Here is an 18,400-nt window from a genome sequence, read left to right on the forward strand (position 1 = left end):
GCCATGCGTGCCCAATACGCTGGCGCCGTTCAGGCAGGTCTTGTGCCGCGATCCTTGCTGGCGTCCGCCCAGTTCGAGAGGTCGCTCGACAGCCTTGAAAAGCTTTGCCTTGGGCCGTTGGCCAGGCGACGCTGAACCAACGGTTTTTCCTTTCGCAGCGCCGGCGCGACCGGCGTGCGTGTCATCCACCTCGCTGAAAGACCATCATGGCCACCCGCAAATCCGCTCCCCCGCAGGCGAAGACTGCTGCGAAGGCAGCTGCTCGTAACACCGACAGCGCACCAGCGACTCCCGGCGAGCCCGGCAACGACGAACTCGCACTGAGAGCGGCCGAAGTAGGTGAGATGGCCGCCGCGGTCCCCTTCAACGCCAACAAGGCCGGCGAGCACGGCCTGGCAAATGGTCTCAACCCCGCGGCCGGTGCCACGGTCGAGCCGCCTTCTCGTCGTCCAACCGCCAGCACGCTGTCGGAGGCCAACACGTCGGCCAAGACCGGCGGTTCAGCCCCCGACGGCAGCAATCCGACCACCGGCCCGCTTGACCGCGTGCGTGTTGACGGCGGTGGCCAGCCGCTGACCACCAACCAGGGCGTGCGGATCGCCGACAACCAGAACTCGCTGAAGGCCGGCACGCGCGGTCCCGTGCTGCTTGAAGACTTCATCCTGCGCGACAAGCTCACACACTTCGACCACGAACGCATCCCAGAGCGCATCGTCCATGCCCGTGGATCTGCTGCCCACGGATTCTTCGAAGCCTACAAGGGCATCCCGCACCTGACCAAGGCCGCCCCTTTCAAGGAGGCCGGCAAGATCACCCCGGTGTTCGTGCGCTTCTCGACCGTCCAGGGTGAACGGGGCTCAAAGGACACCGCGCGCGACGTGCGCGGCTTTGCGGTCAAGTTCTACACCGACGAAGGCAATTGGGACCTGGTGGGCAACAACATCCCAGTGTTCTTCATTCAGGACGCGATGAAGTTCCCGGACCTGGTCCGCGCCGTCAAGCCCGAGCCTCACCATGCCATGCCTCAGGCGGCCAGCGCGCACGACACCTTCTGGGACTTCGTGTCCCTGATGCCCGAGTCCACCCACATGCTGATGTGGGTCATGAGCGACCGTGCGATCCCGCGAAGCTACGCGACGATGCAGGGCTTCGGCGTGCACACCTACCGCCTCGTCAACGAGGCTGGCGAGTCCGTGTTCGTCAAGTTCCACTGGACGCCCAAGGCTGGCACGCACTCGCTGGTCTGGGACGAGGCCGTCAAGATCTCAGGCGCGGATCCCGATTACCACCGCCGCGATCTGTGGGAACGCATCGAGAGCGGCGCGTTCCCCGAGTACGAGCTGGGCCTGCAGGTATTTACGGAAGAACAGGCCGACAAGTTCAGCTTTGACATCCTGGACGCTACCAAGCTGATCCCTGAAGAGCTGATCCCGATCCAGCCCGTGGGACGCATGGTGCTGAACCGCAACCCCGACAACTTCTTCGCCGAAACCGAACAGGTCGCTTTCTGCACGGCCAACATCATCCCGGGGCTGGACTTCTCCAACGATCCCCTTCTGGCCGGCCGCATCCATTCCTACGTCGACACCCAGATCAGTCGCCTGGGTGGGCCGAACTTCCACGAGATCCCGATCAACTCGCCTATCGCGCCGGTGCACAACAACCAGCGCGATGGCATGCATCGCCAGGCCATTCACCGCGGCAAGGTGGCGTATGAGCCCAACTCACTGGGCGGCGGCTGCCCCTTCCAGGCTGGTGCAGCCCAGGGCTTCACGTCGGTGGCTGCACGCCTGCGTGCGCGCGAAGACCAAGCCAAGGTGCGGGCCAAGCCCGAACTGTTCGCTGAGCACTTCAACCAAGCAGCCCTGTTCTTCAATAGCCAGACACCGGTCGAGCAGGCCCACATCGCAGCAGCGTTCCGTTTCGAGCTGAGCAAGGTCACAGTGCCGGCGATCCGCCAGCGCGTCGTGTCCATGCTCCTCAACGCGTCTGAGGACCTTGCTGCCCAGGTGGCTGAAGGTCTGAACATGAACCCGCTGCCCGATCCGATGCCACGCGCGACGGATCGCAAGATCAAGCCCGAGGTCCAAACGTCACCCGCGTTGTCGCTCACCGCCCGTCCCGGTGACGGTTCGATCAAGGGCCGCAAGGTCGCGATCCTTGTCGCTGAGGGGTGTGTTGGCCAGAGCGTGGCCGACGTGCACGCGAAGCTTCTTGCGGCCGGCGCCGTTCCACGTTTCGTCGGCCCTCGTATCGGGCCTGTCGCCACGGCAGACGGCGTCGCGATCGAAGCTGACGCTTCTACGGAGAACGAACCGGGGTTCCTTTTCGACGGACTGGTGCTGCCCGACGGCGAGCCCGCCGTTGCGGCGCTGTCGTGGGATGGCCACGCGATGGAAGCCATCCGTGACCAGTACCGCCACTGCAAGCCAATCCTCGCCCTCGGCACGGCGTCGCAGTTGCTCGACATCGCCGGCATCGAGCCTGCGCTGCCGAACGGGGAGCCGGATCCCGGTCTGACGATCACGGCGGATGCGGTTTCTGGTGCGGCAGGTTTCATCCAGGGTCTGGCCAAGCATCGCCATCCCGAGCGTGAAACCGACCCACCCGCCGTCTGAGACCGCGTACCAGCCCACCTGTTGGAGGACTTCATGACCACTCCGGCCACAGATCTGAAAGAGACGGGCGTGCTGGGCTCCATGCCCAGCACGAACACCGCGAGCTACGCCCGCCGGTCTGCGCTGCTGACAGGTTTCGATCACTTCGCGTCGGCAGCGACACGGTGGTGTGGGACGCCCGTGGCGTTCTGCCTAGCGCTGGCCACGGTGTTGATCTGGGCGGCACTTGGGCCACTGAATTCCTATTCCGAGAAATGGCAGCTGGTCATCAACACCGGGACGACCATCGTCACCTTTCTGATGGTGTTCCTGATCCAGCAGAGCCAGAACAAGGACAGCGTGGCGTTGCATCTGAAGCTCAACGAGCTCCTGGCGGCGCACAAGACGGCGAGCAATCGGATGATCGGTATCGAGTCGCTCGATGAACAGGATCTGCGTGAGGTCGCAGCGTTCTACACGCGTCTGGCAGAACGTGCCAAGACCTCCGGCCCCATCAAGGAGGTTCACTCCATCGACGAAGACGGTATGCCGACTTCGGAACCTCCTGCGCGAGAGCACCAGTAAGGGCACGCGCTTTGCCACGTCCAAGGTCTGGAACTTTCTATCCACGCCTATGTCATTCCACCTCAGCCTCATCGACATGACCGCTGGAACCGATCAGCCCGCCCAGCGGCAACAACAGCAGCAGCCGAGCCCAGAGCATCAAGGCCAGCAGTCTCAGCAAGGCTCGCAGCTAAGGCACGCGCGCATTCGCAGGCAGCAGTCGGTTCCGAATGTCACTGGGAACCAAGGTGTTGGTCGCACGGACGCGGCCAATCTTCATCCGGATGATCTTTCCGAAGTTGACTGCTTCGACTGGTGACGATTTTCCCCGCGCCGCTGCGAGGGCAGCGGCTTTTCTTGCCACTAGCCAGTAGGACCTCTCATGCCAACCACCGCTACGAAGACCTCAGCCAAGGCGTCGAAGGGCGCTTCGACCAAATCGGCTGCCAAGAAGACCGCCGGGTCAAAGGCCTCGGGTGCACCGGACGCCGTCGACCTGCTCATTGCCGATCACAAGGAGGTGAAGGCACTCTTCAAGGAATACGACAAGCTCGTTAAGGCCGAAGCCGACTCCGGCGAGAAGCAGTCGATCGCGCTCCAGATCTGCGCCATGCTGACAGCGCACGCCACGGCCGAAGAGGAGCTGTTTTACCCCGCCGCCCGTGAGGTGCTCGGCGAGGACGAAGACTTGGTCGACGAAGCCGACGTCGAACATGCGAGCGCCAAGGAACTGATCGCCCAGATCGAGACAGGTACGCCTGACGATCCCCTGTATGACGCCAAGGTCAAGGTGTTGGGTGAGTACATCGACCACCACGTGAAGGAAGAAGAAGGCGAGATGTTCCCGAAGGTGCGCAAGTCTGACCTGGACTTGGATTCCCTCGGGGAAGACATTGCCGCGCGCAAGGCGGAATTGCTCGGCCAGGCGGGCGATCCCCACTAACTATTGACGGCCCGGCGCATGGCGCCGGGCCAGTCCTCAGTTCACATCAGGCTGAACGCCAGCCTACGTCATCATGAAACGATTCAGTTGCGAGCGCTGCGGCGCTCGCGTGTTCTTTGAGAACGTCACTTGTGAGGCCTGCAAGGCGCAGCTTGGTTTTATTCCCAATGAGCTCACGATGGGTGCGTTCGAATCGGAAGACGCGACCGATGAACCGTTGCAAAGGCTCTCGGTATCGTCTGATGTTCGCTACCGGCGATGCGCCCACCACGCCGACCCTGTGGCGTGCAACTGGATTGTCCGGTCGGACGATGTGGACCTGTTATGCACGTCGTGCAGAACCACCGAGATATTTCCAGCGTTGAACAAGCCGGAAAACGGCGCCCACTGGTCGCGGATCGAGGCCGCGAAGCGGCGGATGACGTATGGCCTGCTCTCATTGGGCTTGACCATTCCCAACAAGAAGGTGGACCCCAAGAACGGCGTTGCATTCCACTTCCTCGAAGAAACCGATTCCAAGCAGAAGGTGCTGACTGGCCACGACGATGGCGTCATCACGCTGAACATCGCCGAGGCAGACGATGCGCGTCGCGAGGAGGTGCGTACACGCATGCACGAGCCCTACCGTACCCTGCTCGGTCATTTCAGGCATGAGATTGGTCATTACTACTGGGACCGGCTCATCGCAGAGACGCCATGGCTGGACCGATTCAGAGCGCTGTTCGGTGATGAGCGTGCCGACTACGGCCAGGCATTAAAGCGGCACTACGACTCACCTCTTTTGGACTGGCCGGAGCGCTTCATCAGCGCGTATGCCAGCTCGCATCCCTGGGAAGACTGGGCCGAGTGCTGGGCCCATTACATGCACCTGTGGGACGGCCTGGAGACCGCAGCGGCCTGGGGGCTGAGGTTGGATGATGCCGTGCCGGACACACCGCCGGTGCAGGCCACTGCCCTCGGCACTGCGGATCAGGATTTCAAGGTCAAGGTCGTCAGCTTCTGGCTGCCCATCTCGCAGTTCAGCAATGCCATGTCCCGGAGCATGGGAAGCCATGACGCCTACCCCTTCGTCATGCCAGACCCCGTTTTGGAGAAGCTGGAGTTCATCCATCATGTGGTCGCTGCAGGCGTCAGAGGCGATATCGAAATGAACTTCAGCCGTCACCCGGCAGAGCCTGTACAGCCTGGGGCGTGAGCTGCATCGACGGCGCCATCAGCTCGTCGGCCGCGCCCGAGTCTGCTTGCGGCCTCGCCATTTCCAGGCGCACGAGCAAGTTCTCTGAATCCAGCGACTGGTGTGCCATAGGTGTCCAGGTAACTGGCGGGTGAAGCAAGCCAGGCGAGCGAGTGGCCAGGTACGTCTGCTCCTAAACGGCTTGGGCAAGCATGCAGTAAATCAGGGCATACCTAACGGCGGCCAGCACGAATTGCCGAGTTGGTGCGCTATCGGACAAAGCGTGAACGCGGCGCCGGCAGTCAGCAGGCCTTACGTAACGAACGACATCGCGTTGACGCCGAAGGACGCAAAAAAGGGGCCACCAAGTGGTGTCCCCTTTTTGCAGAGCGCGAATCTACTCAGCAGTGCGAAGCCGCATGTCAGCTACTAGGCGTCATGAAACACGCCTGGCACGCCTGGCCCGGCCGGCTGTCAAACGTCAGGTTCGCTGGTCAGAGCGCCCTTGATCGCGACTGGCGTTCGGTGCCTGATCGTTCCCTTGCGGGCCTGCAGGGTCCTGGCCCTGGCTGCCGTCGCGTTGCTGGCCACCACCTTGTTGCTGGTCCCTGCCACCGCGATCCTGCTGCTGTTGGTCTTGGCTGCCCTGCCGCTGCGCACCGCCTTGCTGGTTCTGGTTCCCGCCCTGCTGTTCCTGCTGACCTTGGCCGCTCTGACGCTGCGTCCCGCCTTGCTGGCCGCTAGTCTGGCTGTCGTCTTGAGGGCCGTCGTTCCGATTTTGCTGGCTCATGAATGTCTCCAATGTGGCGCCGAAGAATTTGCCGGCATATCCAGCAGGCAAAGCAAATGCCTGTACGCCGCCGCACGCGTCTGGAGTACAGCCATCTTTGTTTCGCGCGGTTGTCCGACACGCACGTATCGCAGTTCGCCCTACTTTCAGGGCTCCACGCCTAGGAGCAAAAACATGTCCGACGACAAATCCAAATCCGGTGGCCAAGACCGCAAGCGCATCAGCCTGTCTGAAGACTATGAAGTCCGCGACTGGTCCAAGAAGTTCGGGGTCACCGAAGAGCAGTTGAAGACAGCCGTCGCGGCCGTCGGGAATGACGCCGCTGCAGTGGAAGCCCACCTCAAGAGCACGAAGCGGTAGTCCCGTGCGGGTCGCCACTTGGAACATCAACAATGTCACCAAGCGGCTCGATCTGCTGCTCGATTGGCTTGCTCGCACGCAGCCCGACGTCGTCGCGTTGCAGGAGCTGAAGGCGACGACCGAAGCCTTCCCGACGGAAGCACTTGCTGCAGCGGGCTACCAGGCCCTGGCCGTTGGCCAGAAAAACTGGAACGGCGTGGCGCTGCTCAGCCGCAGCGACCTTGTGCCGGTGATCACGGCTCTGCCTGGCGATGCGAAGGACAAGGAAGCGCGCTACGTCGAAGCGGCGATTGACGGCGTGCTGTTCGGATGTCTGTACCTACCCAACGGCAATCCGCAGCCGGGCCCCAAGTTCGACTACAAGTTGCGCTGGTTCGAGCGCCTGCGCAAGCGCGCTGCCGAGCTTTGGGCGTCTGGTGAGCCCGTCGTGCTGTTGGGTGACTGGAATGTCGTGCCCACGGACTCGGACATCTACAAATCTGACTCCTGGAAGGGCAACGCCCTCCTGCAGCCCGAGTCGCGCCAGGCCTTCGCGAACGTTCTGGCCCAGGGCTGGACGGACGCGCTCAAGACGGTCATACCGGTCAATACGCCTTACACGTTCTGGGACTACATGCGCAAGCGCTGGGAGCGCGATGCAGGCTTGCGCATCGACCACATCCTGGTGAGTGCCAAGCTCCAGGTCGTCGACGCTGGCGTCGACAGGGAGGAGCGTGGCAAGGGCAGCCCCAGCGACCACGCGCCTGTATGGGCCGAGCTCAAAATGAGCAAGGCCAGGAAGGCGCCGGCGAAGAAGGCCGCAGCAAGAACGCGAGAGTCCTCGGCCAAGGCGGCCGCTGCGCCCGCGCGAACCAGTGAAAACGTGCCTCTCGAGCGCTACAACGCCAAGCGCAACTTCAAGCTCACCGCCGAGCCTGCCGGCGTCGTGCCGCGCAAGAAGGGGAGCTCGGCCAAGGAACTCCAGTTCGTCATCCAGAAGCACTGGGCTTCACACCCGCACTACGACTTCCGGCTGGAGCTTGACGGCGTCATGGTCAGTTGGGCCGTGCCCAAGGGGCCGAGCTACGACCCAGCCATGAAGCAGATGGCCATTCACGTGGAGGACCATCCCGTCAGCTACAACACCTTCGAGGGCGAGATTCCCAAGGGGCAGTACGGCGGCGGCACGGTCATCGTCTGGGATCGCGGCACGTGGAACCCCGTCGGTGACCCGCGCGACGGCCTCGCCAACGGCAAGCTGGTCTTCCAGATGCACGGGCAGAAGATGGCTGGCTTGTGGGAGCTGGTCCGAATTTCGAAGCCGGGTGCCAAGAAGCAGGACCAGTGGATCCTGTTCAAGAAGCGTGGCGACGCGTGGGCCCGGCCGATTGCTGAATACGACGTCATCAAGGCGCTGCCCGACAGCGTGGTTGAGAGGCCCCTTGGCCTGATCGAAGAGCGTGAACCGCGCGCGCTGGCAGTTCGGGAAGCGGCCTCCGGCCCCGACCTGTCCAAGGCCGTGAAGACGCGGTTTCCCGCATCGCTTGAACCCCAGCTTGCCACCTTGACCGCGGCACCGCCGGCCTCGGGTTCCTGGATCATCGAGAACAAGTTTGACGGCTACCGCGCCATGGTGAAGATCCTGGCGGGCAAGGCCCAGATCTTCACCCGCAACGGCAACGACTGGACTGCAAAGCTGAAATCGCTGGCCGCGGAAATTGAGGCGATCGGCATCGTCAAGGCATGGCTGGACGGCGAGATGGTCGTCATGAATGAGCACGGCGTCCCCGACTTCAACCGCCTGCAGAACGCGTTCGACAACGCCCGCACCAAGGACATCGTCCTGTACCTGTTTGACGTGCCGGTGCTGGGCGACATGGATTTGTGTAAGGTGCCGTTGCGCAGCCGACGCATGGTGCTGCAGGAGCTGCTCAAGGGAAATGCGTCTGAGCGCATCCGCTTCAGCGATGAACTGCCGTCGACGCCGTCTGCTGTACTGACGGCGGCCTGCCAGCTAGGTCTCGAGGGCGTGATGCTCAAGGAGGCAAATTCGCCTTACGTCTCGCGTCGAAGCGAGAGCTGGCTGAAGCTGAAATGCCAACGACGCCAGGAGTTTGTCGTTATCGGGTTCACTGACCGGACCAACTCCTCCCAAGAAGTGGGCGCGCTGCTGCTTGGGTACTATGACCACAGCGGCAAGTTGCGCTCGGCCGGGTCCGTTGGCACCGGCTGGTCGTCCGCTCAGGGACGTGAACTGCATGACCAGGTCGTGCGCCTGGAGACCAAGGGCCCTACCGTCGATCCCGACGAGGCCAAGCCAGGTCGCTGGTCCAAACGCGCGCGTGGCACTGAGCGGTCGGTTCGGCCTGAGATGGTCATCGAGGTCGCCTTCGGTGAATGGACACCCGACGGAAACATTCGGCACGCCACGTTCCGCGGCGTCCGCACCGACAAGCCTGCGAAGTCCATCCGGCGTGAACAGGCCTCAACCCCGCCCCCGGCAGTGACGCCGCCTGCCAGGCCCAAGACCTCGGTCAAGATCTCCAACCCCGATCGTGTCATCGACCCGTCCACAGGGCTGACGAAGATCGACCTCGTCCACTTCTACGAGAGCGTGGCCGACCGCATCCTTCCCCACCTGCGACACCGGCCGGTATCGCTGGTGCGCGCTCCGCAGGGCATCACCGGTCAGTTGTTCTTCCAGAAGCATTCTGACGCCAAGATCACCGGTCTCACCGAGTTGGACGCGGCCCTATGGCCTGGACACGAATCTCTGTTGTCCGTAGACAGTGTGGAGGGCTTAATCAACGCTGCTCAGCTCAACGTGATTGAGTTCCATACCTGGAACTCCACCTCTAAGCGAATCGACCAGCCGGACCGAGTCATCTTCGACCTGGACCCGGGAGAGGGCGTGACGTGGGCGCATATCCAAGAGGCAGCCGTGCTCACTCGCACGATGCTTGAGGAGCTCGGCCTCAACAGCTGGCTTAAGACCAGCGGCGGCAAGGGATTGCACGTCGTCGTGCCGCTGGCGCCCAAGCTGGACTACGAGGTGGTGAAGGACTTCTCGCGTGCGGTCGTCGCGCACATGGCCAAGACCATCCCGCAGCGGTTCGTCGCCAAGAGCGGAGGCAGCAATCGCGTTGGCAAGATCTTCATCGACTACCTGCGCAATGGGCATGGGCAGACCACCGCTGCAGCGTTCTCGGCGCGGGCCCGGCCCGGCCTTGGCGTCTCGGTACCGGTGAGCTGGGACCAGCTTCCCACGATGAAGAGCGGCGCCCAGTGGACCATCGCCACGGCGCGCGAGTACCTGTCCTTTGAGAAGACCGACCCTTGGACCGACTACTGGAAGTCCAAGCAGACGCTCGCCGCGGCGAGGAAGCGATTGAAGTGACAACCTAGGAGTCCGACATGGCCACCGCCAGATCCGCAACGAAATCCAGCAGCAAGCCTGGCGCCAAGCCAACGGCCAAGCGCGCCGCCAAAAGCGCCGCCAAGAGCGAGCCTGAAACGACGACGGCCGCAGACAAACGCAAGACCAGCTCTCGCTCCATCTGGAAGGGGGCGATCTCGTTCGGGCTCGTCCATGTGCCTGTATCGCTGCACACGGCGACCGATGAGCAGGAGGTCGACTTCGACTGGCTCGACAAGAGGACGATGGATCCCGTCGGCTACAAGCGGATCAACAAGCGCACCGGCAAGGAAATCGACAAGGAGAACATCGTCAAGGGCGTGAAGCTCGAAGGCGATGAATACGTCGTGCTGTCCGATGACGAGATCAAGGCTGCCTATCCCAAGCGGACGCAGACCATCGCCATTGAGACCTTTGTCAAGGCGACTGACGTGTCCTTCGTCTACACCGAGAAGCCGTACTACCTGGCTCCTGAGGGCAAGGCAGACCGTGTCTACGCGCTGCTGCGCGAGTCGCTGAGCAAGGCCGGCGTAATCGGCATCGCGCGCTTCGTGCTGCACAACAAGGAACATCTAGCCGCGCTGATCCCCGCCGGTCCGGCGTTGATGTTGGGGACGCTGCGCTGGGCTGAGGAGATCCGTTCACCAGACGCGCTGGAGCTGCCCAAGGAAGGAGCGGAGGCCAACAGCCTGAAGCCGGCCGAGCTCAAGATGGCGCAGCAACTGATCGCCGAGATGACGTCGGCGTGGAACCCAGAGGAGTTCAAGGACGATTTCACCAGCGCAGTAAGAGCGCTTATCGACAAGAAGGCCAAGGCTGGCGATAAGGAGGCGGTCACGCCGTTTGAAGAAGCGCCGGACATCAGTGGGTCGAACGTGGTGGATCTCAGCGAATTGCTGCGTCAAAGCCTTGGCGCCAACAAGGGCCGAAATTCTGACAAGCATGCAGCCCACTCCAAGAAAACGTCCGCCGGCCGCAGTACGGCCGACACGCCCGCTGCCACCAAGGTCAAGAAGTCTGCCTAGCCGGCTTTGAGAACGCAGATACGTCGTCGTCAGCGAACACCAGGAAGAGCTCTCCAAGGTATGCCGGTACCAAACCTGAAAACACTTCCAACCGCTACGCGGGAGCGGCTTCTGCATCTGCTCGCGGAAGCAAGCGAGCTCGAACACAACCTGCTCTGCAGCTATCTATTCGCCTACTTCAGTCTGAAGCGGCGGCTGGACGAGGGGCTGTCTGAAGCAGAGCATGCCGCGGTCCAGCGGTGGCGCAAGCTGCTCTTGAGCGTATGCGTCGAAGAGATGGTCCACCTCACCCAGGTCGCCAACCTCACCGCGTCGCTGGGTGCCGCGCCGCACTTCAACCGACCCAACCTGCCCGCCGCACCTGGCTACCACCCGGCCTCGATCGTGGTGGCGCTGACGCCCTTCAGCGTCGAGACGCTGAAGCATTTTGTATTCCTTGAGCGTCCGGACAGCGCGGACTGCCACGATTCCGACGGATTCTCCGCAAGCGCAGACGCGGCGGTCGAGCGGGGCGGAGTGCGTGCCAAGCTGATTCCGATGGCGCCGGAGTACGAGACCATCGGCGAGTTCTACAGCGTGCTGCGCCGCTCACTTGAATCGTTCGCGGCTCAGCAGGGCGACGGCGCGTTTGTGTCCGACGTGTATCAACTCGAAGGCGCGCTGATCGAATCGGAAGACTTGCTTGTCGTCAGAACGCTTGACGACGCCTTGCTTGCAATAGACCGCATCGTCGAGCAGGGCGAGGGAGGGAGCGACCACGCAGAGGACTCGCACTTTGCGCGGTTCACCGACATGTTGGAGGAACTCGATCGCCTGCAAAGCGCGAGGCCGGCTTTCGAGCCGTCACGCAATGTCGGCGCGAACCCGGTCATGCGGCCGCCCCAGGACACTGAGCGAACGCCGGTCAAAGCAGAGCACGCCTTGGCCTGCCTGGACGCGTTCAATGCCGTGTACTGGATGATGCTCCGCACTCTGACCGCGCTGTACGCGAGCGGGTCCAACGCCACCGCCGCCGAAGCTCTGGTCGAGCACATGCTCTCGTGCATGCACCTGCTTGGGGAGTTGGCGGACCCGCTGACCGAGCAGGTGGCGGGTGACGAGCCAGGCCTGATGGCCGGCCCTAGCTTCACTATGTACAGGCACTCGGAAGGCCCTGCAAACCTCGACTGCGCACTCCATCACCTCGTGGAGCGAACCAGTGAGATCTGCGTTCAGGTCAGCGCCCTTCCCATCGCTGAGGGGCGGAAGAACCACTTGGACCAAGCCCTCCGCCGCATGGCGAAGAAGTTGTCAGCGGCGGCCGGGTCGTGAGTGCGATCGGGACAACGGGTACATCCTTTGCCAGAGCTGGCTGCGGCAGCTTCGCCGCGTTGGAGAACCTCACATGGCCAAATCCGGGCAGCAGCATTCGAAGGCGGACGTCGGTGGGCAGCGTCCTGCAAAGGACGACAAAAAGGCAAAGCCCGCCGAGAAGTCTGAAACCGCGACGGGAATAACAGGAGGCGCCAAGGGAGGCACGCCAGGACCGGGCAAGAAGGGCTGACAGTGGCCGCGGAGCCAAGCATCCGTGAGCCGGTTGCCCTGATTAAACGCATCGCAAGCGTGCGCTAGCACGCCCGCTCGGCCGGCCTAGCTTCGGACAAGGTTCTGGCATCGGGGCTCAAAAAATACTTGCAGCTCTGCCATGAGAAAAGCTCGCAATACCAACCCAAGCTCGCTGGACCTCGATGCAATAGATATCCGGCCCAGCGGCGTCCACGGCATGGGAGCTTTTTCGAAGTCGGAGTTGAAGCGGGGGCAGCTCGTCGGCGACTACGCTGGCCGGCTGATCGGTAGCGATGAAACCGTGTGTTGCGGTGACGGACTGACCTATCTGTTCGCCCTATCGGAGGGCGGGTACATCGACGGGGCGGAAGGCGGCAACGCGACTCGCTTCATCAACCATTCCTGCGAGCCCAACTGTCACGCGTAAGAATACCGCCTGCCCGGTGGACGCTTGGGCGTGCGCATCAAGACGCTCCGGCCTATTTCGATAGCGGCAGAACTCTTTCTCGACTACTCGCTGATAGTCGACGTGACAGATCAACCCATGGCCTACCCCTGCCGTTGCGGAGCAACGACGTGTCGTCAGACGATGGTGAGCCCTGAGGAAGGTCACTCTCCAGAATCGTGATCGCGACCCGCGCATAAGCGGCCTGTCGGCCAATGGCCTGGCGTCGCGTGGTGACCACCCTCAGCCCAAGCTATGAAGCCTGCACGCACCTTCGTGAACTTCGCGCAGAGCCCGGAATCCGTGGCGCGCCAGCTCGTCGGCTGGACGCTGCTCGTGGATGGCATCGGCGGCGTCATTGTCGAGACTGAGGCCTACGACATGGACGATGAGGCGTCACACAGCTACAGAGGTCCGACGCCACGCAATGCCCCCATGTTCGGCCCGCCTGGCCGCGCATACGTCTATCTCAGCTACGGCCTGCACTGGTGCCTCAATGTCGTGTGCCGGGAGGCCCATCACGTTGCAGCGGTGCTCATCCGCGCGCTTGAGCCCACCCAGGGGTTGGACGTGATGCGCGAACGCCGCGGGGTGGATCGCGTGGAGCTGCTGGCATCCGGTCCGGGGCGCGTCGGCCAGGCGCTGGCAATCGACCGCTCGTTCAACGCCTTGGCGTTCGATGAGCCGCCGTTTCGGTTGCTGGCTCCGAGGAGCGACATCGAGTTGGTTGTCGGGGTGCGCATCGGCATCTCGAAAGCCGGGCATCTGCCGTGGCGGTTCGGCATGGCCAACTCTTCCTTCCTCAGCAAGCGATTCAGCTGACCGGTACCGCCGTTCTTGCTGCGACGTCTGATGGCGTGACCCGATACGCTGGCCGTACACCCAAGTGAATCTCGCAGGCGACGGGAAACAACTGGGTCGAGTAGTACACCAGCCGAAGATGAGGCGGTGGAGCCTTCGGCCACGAAGCCGCACACCACCCCAGTCTTAGCACGCGGCTCGATACACGCTGGCGCGGGAACTACCTCGTTCGAGCAACCTCTGAAGGCCTGATGTCGGCCTTGAGCACACGCGCCATCTGTTCAAGCGCCTTGTCCCGCGCGTCGGTGGATTCGGCGGCCACGCAGTCGATGGGCACCCACACCGAGTAGCCGCGCAGATAGGCGTCCATGGCGCTGAAGAACACGCAGCTGTCGGCGGCGATACCCGTGACGATGAGGCGCTTGCAGCGGAGCTGCCCCAGCAGCAGATCCAGCGGCGTGGCGTAGAAGGCTGAATGGCGCGGTTTAAGCAGCGCGAAGTCATCGCGCCTGGGCGTCATGAGTTTCGCAATCTTTCCAGCGTTGCCTGGTGCGGCCAGGCAGTGCCGCCAGAGCGCTTGGAAGTCAGACGTCCATTGCCCGTAGTTGTCGTTGGCATAGATGGTGCGGACGCCCTCGGCGCCTAGTCGACGACGCAGCTTGCTGGCCTTCTTTGCGGCCTCAAGTGCCGACGGGGCCAAAGCCTCCCCGCCATCAAAGGTGAGCGGGTTTATGAAGTCCACCAGCAACAGCACGGTTCTGCTCGGCTGCAACGCGTCAGTCCTGATCTTGCTCATGGGCGCGTCCTGGCAATCGGCAGGCCGCCGTCTGTTGCGCAAACTTCCTCAACGCCCGCGAACAACGAAAACCAGGGCGACCGTAGGTGGTGCTTCGCTGAGAGCGGCATGGCGCTTGCCCTTTACGTCCACATCGATCTTCAACATTCGAAAGCCCTCCGCGGCGCTCACCACCGAGAACCCCACATGAAAGCACTGACCTACCACGGCTCCAAGGATGTTCGCGTCGAGACCGTTCCCGACCCGGTGCGCTATGCCGACGACGACATCATTTTGCGCATCACAGCGACGGCCATCTGCGGCTCGGACCTGCACATATTCCGAGGCAAGATCCCCGACATGAAGACCGGGGACATCCTCGGCCACGAGTTCATGGGCATCGTCGAGGATGTCGGGCCGGGCGTGACGCAGCTCCGCAAGGGCGATCGGGTGGTCGTCCCGTTCACGATTTCATGCGGCGACTGCATGTTTTGCAGCCGCAAGCTCTTTGCTGCGTGCGAGACGACCAACCCCGGCCGTGGCGCCATCTTGAACAAGAAAGACATCCGTCCCGGCGCAGGCCTGTTTGGGTACAGCCACCTGTACGGCGGCTACCCGGGCGGGCAGGCGGAGTTTGTGCGGGTTCCCAAGGCCAATGTTGGTCCCTTGCTCATTCCCGACTCAACGCTGCGCGACGAACAGGTGCTGTTCCTGTCGGACATTCTGCCTACGGGCTACCAAGCGGCAGTGAACGCCGAGGTAGGTCCCGGGTCGAAGGTTGCAATCTTCGGCGCCGGTCCAGTAGGACTGATGGCCGCCGCCTGCTGCCGCATGCTGGGTGCGGAGCAGATCTTCATGATCGATCACCACCAGTACCGTCTGGACTTCGCGGTGGCGACGTACGGTGTGGTGCCGATCAACTTCGACGAGATCGATGATCCAGCCGCCTACATCATCGATGCCACCGGACACCATGGCGTGGACGCGTCCATCGATGCGGTGGGCTTCGAGGCCAAGGGCAGCACCACCGAGACCGTGCTGACGACGATGCGGCTTGAAGGCTCCAGCGGCGCGGCCTTGCGCCAGGCCATTGCGGCCACGCGCCGCGGCGGCATTGTCAGCGTGCCGGGCGTTTATGCCGGCTTCATCCATGGCTTCCTGTTCGGCGACGCCTTCGAGAAGGGCCTAACGTTCAAGAGTGGCCAGACGCATGCCCAACGCTTCATGCCGGAGCTGCTGGAGCGGATCTCCGCAGGAGCCCTGCAGCCGGAAGTCATCGTCACGCACAGCATGCCTTTACAGGACGCCGCCCGCGGCTATGAGATCTTCAACGACAAGCTGGAGGACTGCCGCAAGGTGATCCTGCGACCAGGCACTGTCTGAGCGAGCGTAGCTTCGATCTCTCCACCAGAGTAGATCAGTCGCCGGCATAGAGCAGACAATCACCCTCCGCCGCCCGGCATGTGCCACTCGACCGCACCGCCCCGCAGGTATCAGATCGGATGAACCCAGTCAGCGAGGTGCACTGCGCGCCGCGCTAACGAGATCGGCGACAACCAGAAGAAACTCTGCGACGTCGAAAGGCTTTGCCAAGTGGGCCTGATACCCAGCCAGTAGCGACCGCTTGCGATCCTCGGCGCGCGCGAAGGCGGTCAACGCAAGAGCCGGAATGCGCTGATTGCTCAGCTCCGCGGCTCGCAGCGCTCGCATGAATTGGAATCCATCCATCTTCGGCATGCCTATGTCGCTCACGATGAGGGAAGGCTTCGTGCTCTCGAGCGCGACCAGGAGGTCTTCGGCACTGGTGAAGTCTGTCACCTGGGCGCCTTGGTCCTCGAGCACCCGGCGCATCAGCTCTCGAGCATCGGGTTCGTCGTCAACGATGAAGATGTGAACGCCATCCAGCCTTGGCAAGTTCAAGGGCTCCGGGTGAACTGGCGCTGTGGGATGAGTGCGCTTCTCTTGTTCTTGGTCTATTTGAATGATTGACAGCGGGAGGTCGACAAAGAACGTAGCGCCCAGGTTCTCGCCTTGACTGGCCGCCCGGATCGTCCCGCCGTGCAACTCGACCAATTGTTTGCAGATCGCCAGGCCCAAGCCCAGTCCGCCGTAGCTCCGTGTCGTTGAGGCCTCCCGTTGCGAGAAACGTTCGAACACATGAGGCAGATAGCTCGGCGGAATACCGATGCCGGTGTCGCTAACGCTCAACTCAACGTGCGAGTTCACGCGCTGCAGTAGCACCTGCACCTGGCCGCCCTTAGGCGTGAACTTGATGGCATTCGTGAGCAGGTTCCACACGACCTGTTGCAGCCGTGAAGGGTCGGCACTTATCAGCGATTGCATCGGCTCAAGCATGGCCCGCAGCTTGATGCCCTTCGTTTCCGCAGTAGGCCGGGCGGAATCGACGGCGGCTTGAACGACGTCCGCGATCTGGACCTGTTGGACTTCTAGCCTTACCTTGCCGCTGACGATGCGGCTCAGATCCAGCAGGTCGTCGATCAACTGCGCCTGCGCGCGAGCGTTGCGGTCGATGACTTCATGGGCTCGATGCACTTGCTGCGGTGACATTGGCGCCCCCTGCCGCAGGAGCACCTGGGTCCAACCCAGGATGGCGCTCAACGGTGTGCGCAACTCATGCGACAGCGTCGCCAAGAACTCGTCCTTGATCCGGACCGCATGCTGCGCAGTCATGCGAGCGCTGCGCTCGGCTTCCAGGATCTCGTCGCGCTCTTGACTGGCCAGCTCGACAGCCTCCGCCCGCTTTCGTTCCGTGAGGTCGCGAGTGAGCTTGGCGAAGCCTATCAAGCGGCCTGCATCATCTCGAAGAGCCGTGATGGTCACGTTGGCCCAGAACTGCGTGCCGTCACTGCGCACGCGCCAGCCTTCGTCGATAAAGCTGCCCTCTGCAGTGGCCATCATCAACTCGTGCTCCGGCCAGCCCGCCTCGCGAACCTCGGCCGGATAGAACTTCGAGAAGTGTTGACCGATGATTTGGTTGGCGGAATAGCCTTTGATGCGTTCTGCACCGACGTTCCATGTCGCGACGTGGCCGCTCGGATTCAGCATGAAAACGGCGTAGTCCGACACGCCCTCAACAAGCAATCGGAAGCGTTCCTCGCTACGTCTCAGCTCCTCTTCGTGAACACGACGTTGCGTCAGGTCCCGCGTCACTTTGGAGAACCCGACGAGTTGACCATTCGCTTCCCTCATGGCCGTGATGACGACATTGGCCCAGAACCGTGATCCGTCCTTGCGCAAGCGCCAGCCTTCATCCTCGAACGAGCCTGAGCTGGTTGCGACCTCCAGCTCATGCTCGGGAAGCTTCCTGGCCAGCGCTTCCGGCGGGTAGAACGTTGAAAACGTGCTTGTCGATGATCTCTTCGGCGCGATAGCCCTTCAGCCGTTCCGCTCCCGCGTTCCAGGTCACAACGTGGCCCGTGGGGTCGAGCATGAAAATCGCGTAGGCCTGAATACCCTCGACGAGCAGTCGGAATCGGTCTTCACGCTCGCGCGACCCGTCATGCTGATCTTCGCTCGGCTGTCTATCTGCAATGGGCACCAGGCATTTCCTCAAAAAGCGCCGACAACCTCGACCGCAGCATTGAACTGGTCATCTGGCAGACATGATTGCCGGCAAGGGCAAGGCTAGGTTCACGAGCCAATATCCTGTGTCAGACAATGGCGCGAATCTGAGCGCACCCCGGGCGCCCGTGCTGTCCCCTATGCCATACCAGACGGTGATTCCGGGCCATTCCGCCGGTCGCTGGCGCCGTGAGTGCGTTACCGCACCGACCGATCGTGGCAGCAGCAAGAACATGCACGGCTGCATGACAGCGCACGACTGAGGCGGCGAGACCAAGGCGGGTGCATCAGGAGAGCCCTATGGCTGGTGTGATATTCACTCATGACGCGCAGAAATTTGTGAGGCGCGCCACCGGTGCTGGGCCCTACTTCGGGCAATACCTTCTGCTGGGTGAGGATCAGTCT

14 protein-coding genes and 1 pseudogene are annotated in these 18,400 nt (G+C 62.6%); 12 read left to right on the top strand and 3 right to left on the bottom strand.

Annotated elements, in window-relative coordinates; genetic code table 11:
• Positions 1-206 precede the first annotated feature (206 nt).
• From AC1DW3_RS11425 to AC1DW3_RS11475, 11 genes are all read left to right on the top strand, one after another.
• Positions 207-2,618, top strand: coding sequence for a catalase (locus tag AC1DW3_RS11425; protein WP_477931428.1), 2,412 nt, complete (start codon positions 207-209; stop codon positions 2,616-2,618).
• 33 nt (positions 2,619-2,651) lie between these two features.
• Positions 2,652-3,182 (top strand): low affinity iron permease family protein, encoded by a 531-nt coding sequence (locus AC1DW3_RS11430; RefSeq protein WP_477931429.1) that lies wholly within the window; start codon positions 2,652-2,654, stop codon positions 3,180-3,182.
• A 49-nt stretch (positions 3,183-3,231) separates the two neighbouring features.
• The gene (locus AC1DW3_RS11435) at positions 3,232-3,480 is read left to right on the top strand and encodes a hypothetical protein (protein WP_477931430.1); all 249 of its coding nucleotides are present in this window, start codon (positions 3,232-3,234) and stop codon (positions 3,478-3,480) included.
• 63 nt (positions 3,481-3,543) lie between these two features.
• Positions 3,544-4,104: a hemerythrin domain-containing protein gene (locus tag AC1DW3_RS11440; RefSeq protein ID WP_477931431.1), complete on the top strand. Its 561-nt coding sequence runs from the start codon at positions 3,544-3,546 to the stop codon at positions 4,102-4,104.
• A gap of 73 nt (positions 4,105-4,177) precedes the next feature.
• Positions 4,178-5,299 (top strand): zinc-binding metallopeptidase family protein, encoded by a 1,122-nt coding sequence (locus tag AC1DW3_RS11445; RefSeq protein ID WP_477931432.1) that lies wholly within the window; start codon positions 4,178-4,180, stop codon positions 5,297-5,299.
• A gap of 559 nt (positions 5,300-5,858) precedes the next feature.
• Positions 5,859-6,428 (top strand): DUF3606 domain-containing protein, encoded by a 570-nt coding sequence (locus AC1DW3_RS11450; RefSeq protein WP_477931433.1) that lies wholly within the window; start codon positions 5,859-5,861, stop codon positions 6,426-6,428.
• A gap of 4 nt (positions 6,429-6,432) precedes the next feature.
• Complete coding sequence (ligD, locus tag AC1DW3_RS11455) at positions 6,433-9,804, top strand: DNA ligase D (RefSeq protein WP_477931434.1); 3,372 nt, start codon at positions 6,433-6,435, stop codon at positions 9,802-9,804.
• 17 nt (positions 9,805-9,821) lie between these two features.
• The gene (gene ku, locus AC1DW3_RS11460) at positions 9,822-10,847 is read left to right on the top strand and encodes a non-homologous end joining protein Ku (protein WP_477931435.1); all 1,026 of its coding nucleotides are present in this window, start codon (positions 9,822-9,824) and stop codon (positions 10,845-10,847) included.
• Positions 10,848-10,907: 60 nt separating this feature from the next.
• On the top strand, positions 10,908-12,158 hold the full coding sequence (locus tag AC1DW3_RS11465; RefSeq protein WP_477931436.1) for a ferritin-like domain-containing protein: 1,251 nt from the start codon (positions 10,908-10,910) through the stop codon (positions 12,156-12,158).
• A gap of 373 nt (positions 12,159-12,531) precedes the next feature.
• The gene (locus AC1DW3_RS11470; RefSeq protein ID WP_477931437.1) at positions 12,532-12,819 is read left to right on the top strand and encodes an SET domain-containing protein; all 288 of its coding nucleotides are present in this window, start codon (positions 12,532-12,534) and stop codon (positions 12,817-12,819) included.
• 273 nt (positions 12,820-13,092) lie between these two features.
• Positions 13,093-13,659, top strand: coding sequence for a DNA-3-methyladenine glycosylase (locus AC1DW3_RS11475; protein WP_477931438.1), 567 nt, complete (start codon positions 13,093-13,095; stop codon positions 13,657-13,659).
• Between the two features lie 199 nt (positions 13,660-13,858).
• Here the strand turns inward: AC1DW3_RS11475 and AC1DW3_RS11480 are convergent, their stop codons facing one another.
• Positions 13,859-14,434 (bottom strand): cysteine hydrolase family protein, encoded by a 576-nt coding sequence (locus AC1DW3_RS11480; protein WP_477931439.1) that lies wholly within the window; start codon positions 14,432-14,434, stop codon positions 13,859-13,861.
• Between the two features lie 186 nt (positions 14,435-14,620).
• Between AC1DW3_RS11480 and AC1DW3_RS11485 the strand changes: the two genes are divergently transcribed.
• Positions 14,621-15,796, top strand: coding sequence for a zinc-dependent alcohol dehydrogenase (locus AC1DW3_RS11485; RefSeq protein WP_477931440.1), 1,176 nt, complete (start codon positions 14,621-14,623; stop codon positions 15,794-15,796).
• Positions 15,797-15,925: 129 nt separating this feature from the next.
• On the opposite strand, the gene AC1DW3_RS11490 is transcribed toward AC1DW3_RS11485, so the two are convergent.
• Together AC1DW3_RS11490 and AC1DW3_RS11495 are read right to left on the bottom strand one after the other, a co-directional pair.
• On the bottom strand, positions 15,926-17,104 hold the full coding sequence (locus AC1DW3_RS11490) for a hybrid sensor histidine kinase/response regulator (RefSeq protein WP_477931456.1): 1,179 nt from the start codon (positions 17,102-17,104) through the stop codon (positions 15,926-15,928).
• Positions 17,105-17,155: 51 nt separating this feature from the next.
• Positions 17,156-17,966, bottom strand: a pseudogene (locus AC1DW3_RS11495) (PAS domain-containing protein); the annotation flags it as partial.
• Positions 17,967-18,400 lie beyond the last annotated feature (434 nt).

The sequence above is a fragment of the Roseateles sp. P2_H4 genome, from assembly GCF_056403315.1.